This is a genomic window from Massilia sp. (assembly GCF_031995545.1).
Taxonomy (GTDB): domain Bacteria; phylum Pseudomonadota; class Gammaproteobacteria; order Burkholderiales; family Burkholderiaceae_D; genus Telluria.
The window spans coordinates 1-15730 of the sequence record NZ_DAMAGA010000043.1 but is presented as its reverse complement, the minus strand read 5'-3'; the positions used below and the strand labels follow the sequence as shown (position 1 = coordinate 15730).

The following is a 15730-nucleotide window of genomic DNA, read 5'->3' as shown; positions in this document are numbered from 1 at the left end:
GCGGCTGCCACCGCGGCTGCCGGCGCCCGCGCCGACACGGCCTTCCCGGCAGCGCCGGAAGACCCGACCGTGGTCGTGCCGCCAAATCTCGACAAGAAGTAAGGGGACCTGCATTCATGGACCGGCAGCGAACATGAATGCGATCGACAAGCACCCCGGCGGCCTTGCGCCGCAAGAGGTGTCGCTCGACGTCCTGCGCGAAAAATACGCGCGCGGCGACGAACGCAGCGTGGACGACGTCCGCCGGCGCGTGGCGCGCGCCCTGGCCGCGCTCGAGCTGCCGGACGCGCGCGCCGAACACGAGGCGCGCTTCCTGTGGGCGCAGGAACAGGGCTTCGTGCCGGCCGGCCGCATCAATGCCGCCGCTGGCCGCAATCTGCGCGCCACCCTGATCAACTGCTTCGTGCAGCCGGTGGGCGACGCCATTACCGGTACTGACGACGGCCTGCCCGGCATCTATACCGCGCTGGCCGAAGCGGCCGAGACGCTGCGCCGCGGCGGCGGCGTCGGCTACGACTTCAGCGCCATCCGCCCGTTCGGCAGCAAGGTGCACGGCACCGCCTCCCAGGCTTCCGGCCCGGTGTCGTACATGGAAGTGTTCGACGCGTCCTGCCGCACGGTCGAATCGGCCGGCGCCCGGCGCGGCGCCCAGATGGGCGTGCTGCGGGTCGACCACCCCGACATCGAACGCTTCATCGCCGCCAAGGACAAGGGCGCGCTCACCAACTTCAATATCTCGGTCGGCGTCACCGACGCTTTCATGCGCGCGGTGGAAGCCGACGCCGGCTTCGAACTGGTGCACCGCGCGGAGCCGGGGGACGAGTTGTTGGCCGCCGGCGGCTATCGGCGCGACGACGGCCTGTGGGTGTACCGCACCGTGCGTGCGCGCATGCTGTGGGAAAGCATCATGGTCTCGACTTACGACCATGCCGAGCCGGGCGTGCTGTTCGTCGACCGCATGAACCTCGAGAACAACCTGTGGTATTGCGAGCGCCTGGGCGCTACCAATCCCTGTGGCGAACAGCCGCTGCCGGCCTATGGCTGCTGCGATCTCGGGTCGCTCAATCTCACCGCCTTCATCGACGATGCGTTCACGCCGCAAGCGCGCCTGGACTTCGAGCGCCTGCGCGCGGTGGCGCAGGTAGCGGTGCGCATGCTCGACCTGGTGCTGGACGCTACCGAATGGCCGCTGCCGCAGCAGGCGGCCGAAAGCCGGGCCAAGCGCCGCATCGGCCTCGGCTTCCTCGGCCTGGGCAGCGCGCTGGTGATGCTCGGCCTGCGCTACGACAGCGACGCAGGGCGCGCGATGGCGACGCGTATCGCCACCGAACTGCGCGACAGCGCCTATGCCGCCTCGATCGAACTGGCGCAAGAGAAAGGCGCGTTCCCGCTGTTCGATGCCGAGCAGTATCTGCGCGGCCAGTTCGTCGGACGCCTGCCTGCGCATCTGCTTGACGCAATCCGCAGCCACGGCATCCGCAACTCGCACCTGCTGTCGATCGCGCCCACCGGCACCATTTCGCTCGCCTTTGCCGATAATGCCTCGAACGGGATCGAGCCGCCGTATGCCTGGACCTATCTGCGCAAGAAGCGCACGGCGGACGGCGGCACGCGCAGCTATGAGGTGGCGGACCACGCCTGGCGCCTGTACCGCCAGGCCGGCCACGACATGGACGCGCTGCCGCCGCAATTCGTCACCGCGCTCGAGATGCGCGCGCTCGACCATCTGCGCATGGTGCAGGCGGTGCAGCCTTTCATCGATACCGCGATCTCGAAGACCGTCAACGTGCCGGAAGACTATCCCTATGACGACTTCCGCGACCTGTACCTGGAAGCCTGGCGCGCCGGGCTGAAAGGCCTCGCCACCTATCGTCCCAACACGGTACTGGGCAGCGTGCTGTCGACCGCGCCGCAACCGCCGCAAACGCCGTCGCAGATCGAGCCCGAGCCGCCGATACCGCCGGCCAACGACGACCCGCTGCGCAAGCGCTTCGAACGGCGGCCGCTGGGCGAGCTGGAATCGGTGACCTCGAAGATCGAGTACTCGACCCAGGAAGGCCGCAAGAGCGCCTACCTGACGGTGAGCTTCCTGCGCGCCGAAGGCGTGTGGGAGGGAAAGCCGGTGACGATCGAGCGGCCGTTCGAGTTCTTTATGCCGGCCAACCAGCGCACCGGCGGACACCAGTGGATCACGGCCTCGATGCGCCTGCTGTCGATGGTGGCGCGCGCCGGCGGGCCGATCGCGCGTGCGCTGGCCGACATGCGCGACGTGGTGTGGGAAAAAGGCCCGGTGCGCTGCGGTTACCTGGTACGCGACGATGGCGTGCAGGTGCCGGTGTACCACGACTCCGAAGTCGCGGCGATCGCCTTCATGCTGCAGCGGATCCTGATCCGGCGCGGCTTCCTCGACGAACATGGCAACGGGGCGTCGGTGCCGCAGCTGGCGCGCGCCTTCGCCGCGCGCGCGGTCGCGGCGCAGCCCGACACCGCGCCGCAGCCACTGCCCGAATCGGACGCGCATGACGACACTGTCGCCGAACCTTTGTCAGCCCTGCCCTCCACCAACGGCGCCAAGTGCCCCGAATGCGGCGCCCGCGCGCTGCGCAAGGTCGACGGCTGCACCCGCTGCGCATCCTGCCACTACGTCGGCGAGTGCGGCTGAGTGGATTACTACGCCCTCAAGCACCTTCACATGACCTTCGCCGCATCGAGCGGCGCCCTGTTCCTGCTGCGCGGGCTATGGATGCTGTCCGGCTCCGCCCACCTGCAGCGGTGCTGGGTGCGTATCGCGCCGCACGTCGTCGACACCCTGCTGCTGGCCAGCGCCATCGGCCTGGTGGTGTGGAGCGGCCAGTATCCATGGCGGGCGCCGTGGCTGGCTGCCAAGCTGCTGGCGCTGCTGCTCTACATCGGCCTGGGCACGCTGGCCCTCAAGCGCGGCCGCACGCCGCGGGTACGCGCCCTCGCCTTCGTCGCGGCGCTGGCCTGCTTCGGCTACATCGTGGCGGTGGCGGTTACCAAGCATCCGCTCATCGCGGCGTGAGCGGCAGCGGCGTGCGGTCGTCGCGTCCGACGTCGCGCGGCTGGCGTTCAACGCTGATGTTCAGCGCTGCTTCAGGGACGCCAGGCGCGCCTTGGCCTCTTCCTGCTCGCGCGGATCGAGCGGCGGATGGCCGGTGAGCGCGGCGCGGTAGGCGGAGATCGCGCGCCGCTTGTCGCGCCGCGCTTCGGCCACCTCGCCCAGCGTCTTGTACACGTAGGGTTTGGGCGCGACCAGCGCCGCCCGTTCCAGCTGGGCCGCGGCCTCGGTCAGCTTGCCCTGGGCACGCGCCACCAGCGCCAGTCCGTACGGTCCGGCTTCGCTCGACGGCACGCGCCGCCCCAGTTCCTGGTACAGGCGCGCACTCTCGGGATAGCGGCCGGCGTCGAGGTGGGCACCGGCCAGCTCCTGCAGCAGCTCACGCTGGCTGTCCTGCACCAGCTCGTACTCGGACAGGTCGGCCGCCAGGATGTACTGCTCGGCGTCGGCCGGCCGGCCCTCTTCCAGCGCATACAGGGCGCGCATCAGGCGCGTCAGGTCGGGGTCGGTGCGCTGGGCTTCGCTGGCCAGTTCGCGCGCACGGCTCTCGCTACCGCCCAGGAAGAACGGCGTGCCGAGATAGAAGCGCAGCAGCGCAACGCGTGCGCGGTAGTTCTTGGGATCGAGTTCGAGCGCACGTTCGTAGCTGTCGCGGATCGAACGCGCATGGCGCACCAGGCCGAACACGCCGCCGGCGCGCGCCTGCGCCGCCAGCGCATTGCCGAGCGCTTCGGCGCACGGGCTGGCGTTGGGATTGGCGCGCACGCAGCGCGCGGCCAGGGTACGCGCCTCCTGCAGGTGTCCGTCCTGAGCGCGCGCCAGCGCCAGGTCGACGCCGCCGGCCAGCGCCGCCGCATCGTTGGCATTGCCGGCCAGCCGCTCGACGATGGCGCGATCGGCCTCGACATAGCGCTTGAGGTGCACCATCTGCGCCACGGAATCGGCCTGGCCCGCCTGCGCCGGTCCGCCCGACAACGCCGCTACCAGTACCACCAGCGTCAACGCCAGCGGCGCCAACGTTTTCCAGCACGACCACGCGTTCGCAAGCATCGCTTTCCCCTCCCGTCATGCGGGCAGACCATCGTCGTGGCCGCCTCTACATCATGCACCCTGGATAAGCGCTGTCTTTATTGATTGAGAACAAATCGTCACACACGGGTAACTGTTCGTCAATACACAGGAGTACTAGGACGCACGAAATTTTTGGCGAATTCGGCAAATTCGACACGTTGCACGACAGTGCCCGATCGCAGTCGGCGACAGCACATCGGCTGGCATTGCACCAGCCGAAATCTGATTGCGCTTAACGGGATGCGCGCTGGGCGGTGCGGTATTTCGCCAACTCGGTTTTCAGCCAGGCGGCGCTGGCCACCGGCGCTTGGTTGCCGCAGCGGACCTGGTACGGTTTGCCGCTGATGCTGCTTTCGCTGGCGGCGCGCGCGATGAAGTCTTCGCTGGTCGCGACCAGGTCGCGCTTGACCAGATACTCGTATTTGCGGTCCAGATGCTGGGCCGCCTTGCCGGCCTCGTACCAGCTGCCGTTGCGATGGAAACTGCAGCCGGACGCTTTCAGGTAGCCGACCAGGTGCGCGATTTCGGCCTGCGCGGCGGGGGTGGGTGCAGCATGCGCCAGGGTCGAAGACAGGAGTAGCGCGGCGCTGACTGCGAGCAGAATCGGTTTCATCGGAAGCCATCGAAAATGCGGATGACGCCAGTATGCCTGTTCGCGCATGCTGGTCGCGCCGTACTGAAACGGCGCCGCTGCCGGACCGGGGTCCTGCAGCGGCGCCCATGGCGAAGCCGGCGCGGCTTACTCGATCGTGACCTCCTTGCGGTTGTCACGCGCCACGCGGTCGATCATCTTGTTGTAAGGGTCGACGCCGACGTCGAACGGCTGCTCCTTCACCGTGACCGTTACTACCGGGTTGTCGCCGGAGAGCACGCGCTTGTCCAGCAGCAGCGTGCGCTCGTCGGCTTCGCTTGCCCCCCTGGTGCGTGCGAACACGCCGATCTCCACCGGCTCGTCGTAAGTGCGTGCGGTTTCCTTGCCTTTGCCGTCCGCTTCCATCTTGGCCAGGTGCAGCTTCATCGTCACGTCCCATTGGCCGTCAGCGCGCTTCTTCGCGCTGGCTTCGAGCACGCGGTTATCGTAAAACACGATTTTCTCGAACATGTCCGCGATCAGCGCATGCTTGGCTGGCGGCGCTTCGGCGCGGATGTACTCGAGCAGCTCGGCCGACGTCGTGAACGGCGACTCCTGATAGCCCTTGTCCACCAGGAAGCGCTTGAGCGCGCGGTTCAGCGCCTCTTCGCCGATCTCGTCGCGCAGGCGATAGAAGATCAGGCTGCCCTTGCGGTAGTGGATGTAGTCCTGGTTTTCCACGCGCGCCAGCGGCAGCTCCTCGATCTTCTCGCCGCCGCGCGACTGCAGGTAGCGATCGAGTTCGTAGCGCAGGAAGCGGCGCATCTGATGGCGGCCATATTCCTTTTCCATCACCATCAGCGCCGAATACTGCGACAGCGATTCGAGCAGCATGCTCGCGCCCTGCACATTGGCCGCGGTCACCTGGTGGCCCCACCACTGGTGCGCCATCTCGTGCGCGGTGACATAGAACACGTAGTCGATGTCTTCGCTCTTGCGCAGGTCGGCGATGAAGCCGATCGATTCCGAGAACGGGATCGTGTTGGCGAACGACTGGGCGAAGCGCTGGTAGTTCGGGAACTCGAGAATACGCACCTGCTTGTGCTGGTAGGGCGTGAACTGGGTGGTAAAGTAGTCCAGCGACTTGCGGGTCGCCTCGATCATCCGCTCCACGTTGTAGCCATGCTTGGGATCGTGATAGACCTCGATCGGGATGCCGTGCCACTCGCCCTTTTTCACTTTCCAGTCGGCCGACAGGTAGGCGAAGAACGGCATCATCTTGCGGTCCATCTTGTAGTGGTAGTAGTTGCGGCCATTTTCCTTCCACGACTTTTGCAGGTAGCCCGGCGCCAGCGCGATCTGGCCACCGCTGGTGGAGACCGTGGTCTCGAAGTCGATCCAGTCGGCGCCCGCGCCGAACACGGTGTCGGCGCGCGCTGCCGCGTTCTCGAGCCTGGCCATGCGCTGCGGTTCGCCCAGACCACGCTTGCGGCGTTCGTTGCGATCCAGCAGCTCGAAGTCGTCCTGGTAGCCGATCATCGGGAAGAACTCGCGATTGTTGAAGAAGGTGCCATTCAGGTTGAAGGTGTCGGCCTTGCCCGAATTCGAGAAGCCCGGCCGGCGCGCATCGACCGTGAAGTCGAGCGGCATGCGCGCGCCCGGCGCCAGGGGCTGGTCCAGCTTCAGGATCAGGAAGCCGGACTCCCGGTCGTCCAGGATCACCCTGTGCGCGGGCAGCTTGCCCAGGGTGGTGACCACGTCGGCGTTGCGCTGCAGGCGCAGGGTGTCGAGCGGATTGCCGGTCTTGTTCTGCAGGACATAGCTGCCCCTGACGATCACGCGGCGCTGCTCCGGGAAGATGTCGACCGCTGCGCGCACGGAGACGGCTTTCGGATGCGGCAGGTCCTTGTACTGGCGATAGCGCTTCTCATAGCGCGCCTGCTTGTCCATGCTGACGTCCCTGGCCTCGTAGCGGTCCAGGGTGACGGTGTTGTGGAAGATCCAGCCGCCCACCAGCGCGAAGGCGATCGTGCACAGCGCAAGCGCCACGCCCGCTCCACCTTTCAGGCGGCGCCGCGCATCCCGCAGGCGGGCCCGCCATCCGCTGACCAGGCCGCGCACCCAGAACGCCTGGGCCACGATCAGCGCCGCCACGCAGAACAGGGTCCAGTACAGCGCGAACCAGGCCCACCCGGCGACGAAGTGCCCGAAGCCGTTCATGTCCGAGTACGGCGTCTCCGGCAGCAGCCCGACGTTATACAGGTTGTGATCGAAGTGCAGCACGCTCAGCACGATCTGCGCGATCATCAGGACGATCATCAAGAGGTAGCCGATGAATTTGTTGTTGGTCACCACCTGCAGCGCCACCGCGACCAGTGCCATCAGCACGTACGGCAAGCCGGCCATGAAGATGCCTTTGACGTACACCCCGAATTCGACCGGCGCCCCGCCCCGGACCAGCTGGATGGCGATCGCAGTCAGAATACCGGCGAACAGGAAGGCCAGCACCACGCCCGCCAGCGCCAGGCTTTTCGCCACCAGCGGCGCCCAGTTCGGCATCGGCATGGCGTCGCTGACGTCGGCGATCCGGGCCTGGCGTTCCCTGAAAATGAGCTCGCCGGCATAGAAGGTCACGATAATGATCAGGAAGAAGTTGAAGCTGCCCTTGAGCAGTTCGATCATCAGGTAGCTGCGTGGATAGACGTTGGTGCCGAACATCGCATCGAGCTGGCTCGCGCTGCCCACCATGTTCAGGATACCGAACAGCAGCATGACCAGGAACGGCACGCTGCGAAACACCGACACGGCGTCGAACTTCAGGATATGCCAGCACTGGATCCAGCGCGTCGTCGTGGTGAAGCGTGGCACAAAGCGCGGCAGCGCAGGCTGTACCGGACGCGCAGCCGGGGCCGTGGACGCCTGGACTTTCGCCTTGCCGAACAGGCGCCGGCCGGTACCGGCGCGCTGCGGCTTGAACAGGGTCAGGGTGAGCCCCACCAGCATTACGCCGATCGCGCTCCACAGCGCCCGGTTGGCCAGCATGAATCCGCCAAGATCGGGCAGGCCGGAATTCGACTCGGCGGTCGAGAAGTAGCGTGTGGCGCGGCCCAGCGCACGGATGCCGAACGGATCGATCAGCACGGCGATCCACTCGTTGTCGATGTTCGACGTGAACCTGCCGGCGACGATCCACAACACGAAAAAGGCCATCACGCCGACGTACACCATCATGATCGAACGCGTGGTGGCGGCCAGCAGCATCAACAGCGCGCCGATGAAGAACAGGTTGGGAATCACGATCACGCCCAGTCCCCACAGGAATGCCGCGCCCGGGAACGGGCCGACGCGCTGGGAATCGACCCACGGCATCAGCGGCCCGAGCATCATGCCGACCACGATCAGCGCGAAGATGAACAGGCAGGCCACCAGGCCGGCGAAGAAACGCCCGACCAGGTAGTCGCGCTTCTTCATCGGCGTGGCGAACAGCATGTCGGAAATACCGACTTCGCCGTCGCGCAGCACGCCGCCGGCGATGAAGATGGTGACCACAAACATCGAGATCAGGCTGAAGAAACCCAGCAGCTGCGCCACCACGGTCGGCGCATTGCGGTTGACGTTGCCGATGCTGCCGCCGACCTGGATCGCGTCGGTGGTGGTGGCGCCGAAGGCCAGCGCGCCGAAGATCAGCGCGCACACCCACAGCAGCGGCTGGCGCAGCTGGAAGTCCAGCTCGAACTTGAAGAATTCTCTCAGCATGGCCGCTCCTTACGCCGTCACCGGCGCGGCGCTGCCGGCGGCGGCGCCAAGCGCACTGCCGGCGCCGCGCACCTGCAGGAAGTAGACGTCTTCCAGGTCCGGCTCGACGCTGGTGAAGCCGTCGTCCGGCTGCGACTCGGCGTATACATTGATCTGCGGCCGCCCCGCCACCAGGCGCGTGGACAGCACATTGAAGCGCTGCTGGTATTCGGGCAGCGCTTCCTGGCTGACGGTGCGGCGCCAGACGCGGTTCTTCAGCGTGTCGATCGCGGCCTGCGGTTCGCCCTGCAGCAGCACCGTGCCCTTGGCGATCATCGCCATGCGCGGGCACAGGTCGGTCACGTCCTCGACGATATGGGTCGACAGGATCACCACCACCTGTTCGCCGATCTTGGCCAGCAGATTGAGGAAGCGGTTGCGCTCATCGGGGTCGAGGCCGGCGGTTGGCTCGTCGACGATCACCAGGCGCGGCGCGCCGAGCAGCGCCTGGGCGATGCCGAAGCGCTGGCGCATGCCGCCCGAATAGGTACCGAGGCCGCGCTTCCTCGCTTCCCACAGGTTGGTCTGGTGCAGCAGCGCTTCGACCACTTCCTTGCGCTCGCCCTTGGCGGTGACGCCCTTGAGGACGGCGAAGTGGTTCAGCAGCTTCTCGGCGCTCACCTTCGGATAGACGCCGAAGTCCTGCGGCAGGTAGCCGAGCTGGCGCCGCAGCGCTTCCTTGTCCTGCAACACGTCCAGGCCATGGAAGTGGATGCTGCCGCTGTCGGGGTCCTGCAGCGTGGCGATGGTGCGCATCAGCGACGACTTGCCGGCGCCGTTCGGGCCGAGCAGGCCGAACATGCCGTTCGGGATCTCCAGGCTGACGTTGTTGATGGCCTTGACGCCATTGGCGTAGGTCTTGTTGAGCTGCTTGATCGATAACATCGGCTGCTACTCCCCGGTTCGTGGATGGTGTGTCGCGCAGCACGCGCGAGCGTATTTATGTCGTTTAAGCCAATGTAACGTTAATGAAATGCAATGTCAGATTTTTGTGACAGCCGGTAGAAATCCGGGAATGGAAGACGATTTCACAGGCATATGCATACCTCATACGGCGCGCATGCGCACGCTGTCCGCTCTCAACAGGCGAACCTGCGAGCGCCTTAGCATAGGGCCACTTCAGTTCCCAGCAGAAGGAGTGCCATGAGTCTTGCCGTCCTCAGAAGCCGCGCCCTGGCCGGCATGGAAGCGCCCGCGGTCAATGTCGAAGTCCACCTGGCCAACGGTTTGCCGGGCATGGCGATCGTGGGCTTGCCCGACACCGAAGTGCGCGAAGCCAAGGACCGGGTGCGTGCGGCGTTGCAGAATTCCGGCTTCGATATCCCGGCGCGCCGCATCACGGTCAATCTGGCGCCGGCCGACCTGCCCAAGGAATCGGGCCGCTTCGATCTGCCGATCGCGCTCGGCATTCTGGCGGCCTCGCGCCAGATCCGCGACGACGCGCTGGAGCGCTTTGAATTCGCGGGAGAGCTGTCGCTGTCGGGCGAGTTGCGCCCGATCCGCGGCGCGCTGGCGATGGCCTTCGCCATGATCCGCCAGAACGAAGATGAAGACAGTACGCGCGCCTTCATCCTGCCGCAGGCGAATGCCGACGAGGCGGCGCTGGTGGACGCGGCCGCCATCTATCCGGCGCGCACGCTGCTCGAGGTGTGCGCGCATTTCGCCAACACGCCGGACGCGCCAAGGCTGGCACGCTACCAGCGCCCCACCCTGCCGGAAGCGCCGGTGTATCCCGACTTCGCCGAGGTCAAGGGGCAGCAGCACGCCAAGCGCGCGCTCGAAGTGGCGGCCGCCGGGTCGCACTCGGCGATCCTGATCGGGCCGCCTGGCGCGGGGAAAAGCATGCTGGCGGCGCGCTTTCCCGGCCTGCTGCCGCCGATGAGCGAGCGTGAGGCGCTGGAGTCGGCGGCGGTGCAGTCGCTGGCCGGCGGCTTCTCGCCCGAGCGCTGGCGCCGGCGGCCGTTTCGCAGCCCGCATCACACGACGTCCGGCGTGGCACTGGTCGGCGGCGGCAACCTGCCACGCCCCGGCGAAGTCTCGCTGGCGCACCACGGAGTGCTATTTTTGGACGAGCTGCCCGAGTTCGACCGCCGCGTGCTGGAAGTATTGCGCGAGCCGCTGGAGTCGGGCCAGATCACGATCTCGCGCGCGGCGCACCAGGCCGACTTCCCGGCGCGCTTCCAGCTGATCGCGGCGATGAATCCCTGTCCCTGTGGCTGGCTCGGTCACGCCAGCGGCAAGTGCCGCTGCACGGGCGAGGCGGTGATGCGCTACCAGGGCCGCATCTCTGGACCGCTGCTCGACCGCATCGACATCCAGCTGCCGGTGGCGGCCCTGCCGCCCGACAGCATGGGGGCGCAGGCCGCGGGCGAAGCCAGTCACCTGATCGCGGCGCGCGTGGCGCAGGCCCATGCGCGCCAGCTGGAGCGCCAGGGCCACGCCAACAGCCAATTGACGCCGGGTGAGGTCGACCGCCATTGCGCACCCGACGACGCCGGGCGGCGCCTGCTGCACAGCGCGGCCCAGCACCTGCACTGGTCGGCGCGGGCCTATCATCGCGTGCTCAAGGTGGCACGCACGATCGCCGACCTGGCCGGCGCCGAGCACGTGGCGGCGAACCACGTGGCCGAGGCGATCGGCTACCGCCGCGCGCTACGCGAAGACTGATCCAGTGCCGTTTCAGGCGGGCGTGGCGGCCTGCTCGCGCGCGGCGCGCTTGATCGCCTGCGGCGGCTGGCCGAAGGCGCGCAGGAAGGCGCGCCGCATGCGTTCCGGATCGGCGAAGCCGGTCTCGCGCGCGACCACGTCGATCGAATGGTTGCTGCTTTCGATCAGGGCGCGCGCCGCCTCCACTCGCAGCACTTCGATCGCGCGCGCCGGCGACTGCCCGGTCTCGAGGCGGAAGCTGCGGCTGAACTGGCGCGTGCTGAGGTTGGCCGCTTCGGCCAGCTCGTCCACCGACAGCGGCTTTTGCAGGTGGCGCTTGGCGTAGCTGAGCGCCTGCTGGATGCGGTCGGATTTCGGCTCCAGCTCGAGCAGGGCGGAGAACTGCGACTGGCCGCCGCTGCGGCGGTGATACACCACCATCTGGCGCGCGATGTGTTTCGACGCATCCTTGCCCAGGTCGGCCTCGACCATCGCCAGGCACAGGTCGATGCAGGCGGTCATGCCGGCCGAGGTCCAGATGCGGCCGTCGTTGATGAAGATGCGGTCTTCCTCGACCCGCGTGCGCGGATAGGCGCGCTGCAGGTCGCGCGCCAGCGCCCAGTGGGTGGTGGCGCGCCGGCCTTCGAGCAGGCCCGCTTCGGCCAGGATGAAGGCGCCGGTGCAGATGCTGGCGGTGCGGCGCGAAGCGTGGCTGGCATCGCGCAGGAAGTCGAGGAAGGCGCTGCTCGGGCGCTGCGTCAGGGGCTGCATGATGCCGGCCACGATCAGGGTGTCGTAGTCGTGGCGTTCGAAGGCTTCGGTGAACACGCCGACGCTGGACGAGCTGCCCAGCACCCCGCCCTGCTCGGACAGCAGCGTCACGTCGTAGAACGGCCCGCCGTCGAGGTGATTGGCGATCTCGAACACGGTGGTGGCCATCAGATCGAGCGCCTGGAATCCGGGCGGGAGCAAAAAGCCGATTCTGCGTTTCATGGTGGTCCTCGATAGTCGCCGGGCGACGGCACGTGATTGCAGATCATACGTCAACGCCGCCGGCACCGCGCAAAAAAGCGGTGAGCGGGGACGCCGGGACTGCTACCATCGCCCCATGCGACCACTCATCCTGTCCCGGGCGCGCGCCGCCCTGATGGCCACCGCCTTGCTGGCGGCGACACTGCTGGCGGCCTGCAACCCGACCTATAACTGGCGCGACCACGCCAGCCCGGACGGCGCCTACAAGGTGCTGTTCCCGGCCAAGCCCGCCACGTTCACGCGCCCGGTCGACCTCGACGGGCTGAAGGTGGAGATGACGATGACGGCGGCCGAGGTCGACGGCGTCACCTTCGCCGTCGGCAGCGCCACCGCGCCGGATGCCGCGCGGGCGCAGGCGGCGCTGCCGGCGATGCGGCGCGCGCTGCTGCGCAATATCGGCGCCGCCGACTCTTCCGACGCCCCCGCGAAGGACGGTTTGCAGGTGGACGCCGGCGGCAGCAGTAACGGCCGGCCGGTGCAGCTGAACGGGCGCTTCGTGGCGCGTGGCGCACGCATGTTCCAGGTGATCGTGCTCGGTAAGCCAGGGGCGGCGCCGCCCGAGCAGGTCGAGCAGTTCCTGACCTCGTTCACGCCGCAATAGGAATCGCGATGGACGAGCAGATGAACAACGAATCCCCCGCGCTGCGCCTGAGCGGGCTGCGCAAGCACTTCGGCCGTCCCGCGGTCGATGGCCTCGACCTGACCGTGCGGCGCGGCGAGCTGTATGCCCTGCTCGGGCCCAACGGCGCCGGCAAGACCACCACGCTGCGCCTGGTCACCGGGCTGCTGGCGCCGGACGCCGGCACGATCGAGGTGCTCGGCGTCGATTTGGCGACGGCGCCGGCCGCGGCCAAAATGCACATGGCCTATTTGCCCGACGAGCCGCTGCTGTACGGGAAGCTCAAACCGTTCGAATACCTGGAATTCGTCGCCGGCCTGTGGGGCGTGCGCGCCGAGGTTGCCGCGCCGCGCGCGCAGGAGCTGCTCGACTGGCTCGACCTGAGCCAGCATGCGCACGAGCTGACCGAAGGCTTTTCGCGCGGGATGAAGCAGAAACTGGCGCTGGCCGGTGCGCTGATCCACCAGCCGCACTTGCTGATCCTGGACGAGCCGCTCACCGGGCTCGATGCAGCGGCGGCGCGGCAGGTGAAAGACCTGCTGCTGTCGCACGTGGCGGCGGGCGGCAGCGTGATCCTGACCACCCACATCCTGGAAGTGGCGGAGCGGCTGGCGCAGCGTATCGGCATCGTCCGCCAGGGGCAGCTGATCGCCGAAGGCACGCTGGACGAGCTGCGCGCGTTGACGCAGGGCGGCAGCCTGGAAGAGGTGTTCCTGCAGCTGACCGCCACCTCATGAAGCGCGGCTGGATGCCGGCACCTGGGAGTGCGGCCTGGTTGCTGCGGCACGAACTGCGCCTGTTCTGGTACGGCGCGGGTAGCAGCAAGGGCATTGGTGCCGGACGCCGGCCGGGACGCGGCGCGATCGCGACCGTCGCGCTGGTGTGGCTGGCGCTGCATGCGGTCGGCTGGCTGGCGATGGGCAGACTCGGCGCCGTGCCGGGCGACGATCCGCGCATCCTGCTGGCAGTGACGGCCGTGTTGGCGGCAAGCAGCACCTTCATGCTTTCTTCCGCCATCAAGTCGAGCGTGCTGGCGCTGTTCGAGCGCGGCGACCTCGACCTGCTGCTGTCGTCGCCCCTGCCCTCGCGCAGCATCTTCACGGTGCGCCTGGCCGGCGTGGTGGCCGGCACCGTCGGCATTCACTTGTTCTTCCTGGCGCCGTTCGCGCACGGCGCGCTGCTGCATGGACAGTGGCGCTGGCTGGGCGTGTATCCGGCGCTGCTTGGGGTCGGGGTGCTGTGCGCCTGCGCCGCGATGCTACTCACGCTCGGGCTGGTGCGCCTGATTGGGGCGCGCCGTACGCGTGTGGTGGCGCAGGTGATCGGTGCGCTGGCCGGGGCCTTGCTGGTGATCGCTTCGCAGTCGTATTCGCTGTTCGGGCGCCAGTGGCAGGGCCGCACGCGCGAGCTGCTGGTCGGCATGCTGGGGCCGGACGGCGTGCTGGCCGCGGACAGCTTCGTATGGCTGCCGGCGCGCGCCTTGCTAGGCGAGCCAGGCCCGATGCTGGTGCTGGCGCTGCTCGGCATCGCGGCGTTCGCTTTTACGACGCGTTATACGCACCGCTTCTTTGCCGTCGGGCTGCAGCTGTCGGCATCGGCCGGGTCGGCGCCGATGACGCGCAAGGCCGCGCCGGTGCGTGCGCGTTTCGGTCGCAGCCTGTTCGATACGGTCATCGTCAAGGAGTGGCGCCTGATCGTGCGCGACCCGCAGCTGATTTCGCAGGTGCTGCTGCAACTGCTGTACCTGGTGCCGATGTGCTTCGTGGTGTTTCGCGACAGCGGCCTGCACGTGCCGGCGGTCGGCACCGGGCTGACCTTGCTGGCCAGCTCGCTGACCGGGTCGCTGGCCTGGATCGCGCTGTCGGCCGAGGATGCGCCCGACCTGCTGCTGGTGTCGCCGGCGTCGCCGCGCGCGCTGCGGCTGGCCAAGCTGGCGGCGGCGGTAATGCCGGTGCTGCTACTGGTCAGCGTGCCCTTGCTGTGGCTGGTCGTGAGGTCACCATTGGCCGGGCTGGTGCTGTGCTTTACGGTCTGCGCCGCGGTGCTGGGCGCCGGGCTGATCGTGTTCTGGTGTGGCCGGCCAAGTGTGCGCAGCGACTTCAGGGCGAACGGCAAGCGCGGATTCATGATGAACATGCTCGAGCTGTTCAACAGTCTGTCATGGGGCGCGCTGGCCTGGCTGCTGGCCGATGCCACGCTCACGCCGCCGTCCGGCAATGCCGCGCTTGGGGCCGGCGCCGCCTTCGGCGTGGCGATGCTGGTGCTCGCTTCATCCTGGCTGATGCGGCAGCAGCGCGATCGCGCCGTGTGAGCGTCGGCGCACGATAAGTGTGCGTGAGACGTGCTATCGTTTAATCACTAACAAAACCAAGAGATAGCTATGTTGATCACATTTAAATGCAAGTCGTATCCCGAAGTGCTGATGTATCAGGAGCACGCCAAGCGCATCTTCGATCTGCTGGACAAGCAGCCGGAACGCGGCGTCATCACGTCGGCCGAAGCCGCGCGCGCAGTCGAGCTGATCGAACCAGAGATCGAGGAAAGCCGCAGGCACCAAGCCTCCGAGCAAGTGGCGCAAGACATCCAGGCGCACGACCGCGACGCCGACGATCACGACCATGAACCGATCCAGGTCGTCAGCTTCTCAACCCGCATGTACCCGATGCTGGAAATGCTGCGCTCGGCCCGCGACAACAAGACCGACATTCTCTGGGGTGTTTGAAGCAGCGATATCGACGTAACGTGGACGACTTTGTCGTCCACGCGTTTAACCAGCCGATGCGACGTCTATCGCGTAGGGTTGGCGGCTCCGCCGCCGACGCGTTCAACCTGCGTTGGCATTTTCGTTCCGTTTGGCGCTGCAGAACGCAAAAAAGCCCGCTCAGATCACTGAGCGGGCTTTTTCATATAACTAGCC

Annotated in this window: 12 protein-coding genes; 7 read left to right on the top strand and 5 right to left on the bottom strand. The window is 67.3% G+C overall.

The annotated features are described in order from the left end of the window. Positions 1–133 precede the first annotated feature (133 nt). Together RTQ83_RS21110 and RTQ83_RS21105 are read left to right on the top strand one after the other, a co-directional pair. Positions 134–2662, top strand: a complete 2529-nt coding sequence (locus tag RTQ83_RS21110) for an adenosylcobalamin-dependent ribonucleoside-diphosphate reductase (RefSeq protein WP_312519020.1) — start codon at positions 134–136, stop codon at positions 2660–2662. Further along, a complete protein-coding gene (locus tag RTQ83_RS21105; protein ID WP_312519017.1) occupies positions 2663–3043 on the top strand; it encodes a SirB2 family protein in 381 nt (126 codons plus the stop codon). Between the two features lie 60 nt (positions 3044–3103). On the opposite strand, the gene RTQ83_RS21100 is transcribed toward RTQ83_RS21105, so the two are convergent. The 4 genes from RTQ83_RS21100 to RTQ83_RS21085 form a co-directional block, all read right to left on the bottom strand. Further along, positions 3104–4129, bottom strand: a complete 1026-nt coding sequence (locus RTQ83_RS21100; protein WP_312519014.1) for a tetratricopeptide repeat protein — start codon at positions 4127–4129, stop codon at positions 3104–3106. Positions 4130–4382: 253 nt separating this feature from the next. Beyond that, positions 4383–4763 (bottom strand): DUF5329 domain-containing protein, encoded by a 381-nt coding sequence (locus RTQ83_RS21095; RefSeq protein ID WP_312519011.1) that lies wholly within the window; start codon positions 4761–4763, stop codon positions 4383–4385. A 126-nt stretch (positions 4764–4889) separates the two neighbouring features. Beyond that, positions 4890–8477, bottom strand: coding sequence for an ABC transporter permease/M1 family aminopeptidase (locus RTQ83_RS21090; protein ID WP_312519008.1), 3588 nt, complete (start codon positions 8475–8477; stop codon positions 4890–4892). 9 nt (positions 8478–8486) lie between these two features. Beyond that, positions 8487–9401: an ABC transporter ATP-binding protein gene (locus tag RTQ83_RS21085; RefSeq protein WP_312519006.1), complete on the bottom strand. Its 915-nt coding sequence runs from the start codon at positions 9399–9401 to the stop codon at positions 8487–8489. Positions 9402–9659: 258 nt separating this feature from the next. On the opposite strand from RTQ83_RS21085, the gene RTQ83_RS21080 reads away from it, so the two are divergent. Then, positions 9660–11183 (top strand): YifB family Mg chelatase-like AAA ATPase, encoded by a 1524-nt coding sequence (locus RTQ83_RS21080; protein WP_312519004.1) that lies wholly within the window; start codon positions 9660–9662, stop codon positions 11181–11183. Positions 11184–11195: 12 nt separating this feature from the next. Here the strand turns inward: RTQ83_RS21080 and RTQ83_RS21075 are convergent, their stop codons facing one another. Continuing rightward, entirely contained in the window at positions 11196–12155 is a 960-nt protein-coding gene (locus RTQ83_RS21075) for a GlxA family transcriptional regulator (RefSeq protein ID WP_312519001.1), read from the bottom strand. Positions 12156–12270: 115 nt separating this feature from the next. Between RTQ83_RS21075 and RTQ83_RS21070 the strand changes: the two genes are divergently transcribed. The 4 genes from RTQ83_RS21070 to RTQ83_RS21055 all read left to right on the top strand — a co-directional run bounded on the left by RTQ83_RS21070 (position 12271) and on the right by RTQ83_RS21055 (position 15535). Next, entirely contained in the window at positions 12271–12795 is a 525-nt protein-coding gene (locus RTQ83_RS21070; protein WP_312518998.1) for a hypothetical protein, read from the top strand. Positions 12796–12803: 8 nt separating this feature from the next. Further along, positions 12804–13550 (top strand): ABC transporter ATP-binding protein, encoded by a 747-nt coding sequence (locus RTQ83_RS21065; RefSeq protein WP_312518996.1) that lies wholly within the window; start codon positions 12804–12806, stop codon positions 13548–13550. Next, on the top strand, positions 13547–15124 hold the full coding sequence (locus tag RTQ83_RS21060; protein ID WP_312518993.1) for a hypothetical protein: 1578 nt from the start codon (positions 13547–13549) through the stop codon (positions 15122–15124). The genes RTQ83_RS21065 and RTQ83_RS21060 overlap by 4 nt, the downstream gene beginning before the upstream one ends. A 69-nt stretch (positions 15125–15193) precedes the next feature. Then, entirely contained in the window at positions 15194–15535 is a 342-nt protein-coding gene (locus RTQ83_RS21055) for a DUF1840 domain-containing protein (protein WP_312518990.1), read from the top strand. Positions 15536–15730 lie beyond the last annotated feature (195 nt).